We start from the raw sequence: 1,772 nt of genomic DNA, 5'->3' as shown, positions 1-1,772 counted from the left end.
CCCCCCTGTCCACCATCTCCGACCACCGCCCCCTCCTGGTCGACCTCGGCTGACCACCGGCACGCGGGACCCGCCGACGGGGGAGAGGACCACCACCCCCACCAGCAGTCGCGTGACGATCACCGCACCCAGCGTTGACACCACCCCGCCACATCGGCGAAGGTCTCTGGCGTGACGGCACCCACCCCCGGCCCGACGAGCCACCGCTACGTGATCATCGGAGCCGGACCAGCCGGCCTCCAACTCAGCTACTACCTCCAACAGGCCGGCTGCGACTACGTCACCCTCGAACGCGCCCCCGCACCCGCCGAGTTCTTCCGCCACTTCCCCCGCCACCGCCGGCTCATCTCCCTCAACAAGGTCCACACCACCAGCACCGACCCCGAGATCCGGCTGCGCTGGGACTGGAACTCCCTGCTGCACGAACCCGCCGACCTGCCCTTCGCCAAATACAGCAGCGAATACTTCCCCCACGCCGACGACATGGTCCGCTACCTCACCGACTTCCAGCACCACCACCAACTCGCCGTACGCTTCGACACCCCCGTCAACCGGATCGAACGCCTCGACGACCACTTCCTCGTCCACACCCCCGAGCACGTCATCCGCGCACGCTGCGTCATCGTCGCCACCGGCTGGGGCCGACCCCACATCCCCGACATCCGCGGCATCGAACACGCCACCGGCTACGAGGACATGCACACCGACCCCACCGCCTACGCCGGCCAACGCGTCCTCATCCTCGGCAAGGGCAACTCCGCGTTCGAAACCGCCTCGGCGATCCTCGGCCACGCCGCCATGATCCACCTCGCCAGCCCTCGCCCCCTGCGCCTGGCCTGGAACACCAAACACCCCGGAGACGTCCGCGGCCACCACGGCGCCGTCCTCGACAGCTACCAGTTCAAGACCCTGCACTCCGTCCTCGACTGCGTCGTCGACGAGATCCGCCCCCTCGACAACCGCTACCAGGTGCACCTCACCTACACCCACGCCGACGGCGAAACCGCCGTCATGGAGTACGAATCCGTCCTGCGCTGCACCGGCTTCGCCATGGACACCAGCCCGTTCGACCCCACCTGCCGACCCGACATGGTCCCCAGCGGCCGCCTGCCCACCACCACCGGCGACTGGCAGTCCACCAACGTCGACGGCCTCTACTTCGCCGGCACCCTCGCCCAGGACCGCGACTTCAAGAAAGCCAGCTCCGCCTTCATCGACGGCTTCCGGTACAACCTGCGCACCCTCACCGCCCTGCTCCTCGAACGCTACGAGGGCGTCGAACTGCCACACCGCCACGTCGACCCCGACGCCGACACCCTCACCACCCTCGTCCTCGACCGGGTCAACTGGAGCTCCGCCCTCTGGACCCAGTTCGAATTCCTCTGCGACGCCCTCGTCGTCGACCCCGACGGGCGGCTACGCCACTACACCGACCTACCCGAGGACCACGTCCGCGCCCGCTTCCACGACCACCCGCACTACTACACCGTCAGCCTCCGCTGGGGCCGCGACGACTACGGCGACGTCTTCGCCATCGAACGCCACCCCCAACCCGACCGCGCCGCCGAGAGCGCCTTCATCCACCCCGTCATCCGCCGCTACCACGGCGACACCCTCGTCGACGAACTGCACCTGCTCGAAGACCTCCTCGCCGAATGGCGCCGCCCCGACCGCCACGTGACACCCCTGCGCGACTACTTCACCCGGCAACTGCACCGCCACCGCTGACCCACACCGCGCCCGCACGGCCCGCCACCCGCACCGGCCCGCCC

General features: G+C 69.3%; 1 protein-coding gene. It reads left to right on the top strand.

Annotation, left to right across the window (positions count from 1 at the left end; genetic code table 11):
* Positions 1 to 171: 171 nt before the first annotated feature.
* A complete protein-coding gene (locus ACSNN9_RS28405) occupies positions 172 to 1,728 on the top strand; it encodes an NAD(P)-binding domain-containing protein (RefSeq protein WP_436676380.1) in 1,557 nt (518 codons plus the stop codon).
* Positions 1,729 to 1,772: the final 44 nt, after the last annotated feature.

The sequence above is a fragment of the Micromonospora sp. URMC 107 genome (assembly GCF_051386315.1).
Lineage (GTDB): Bacteria > Actinomycetota > Actinomycetes > Mycobacteriales > Micromonosporaceae > Micromonospora.
The sequence above is the reverse complement of the archived record's forward strand: the minus strand, read 5'-3'. Positions and strand labels throughout refer to the sequence as shown.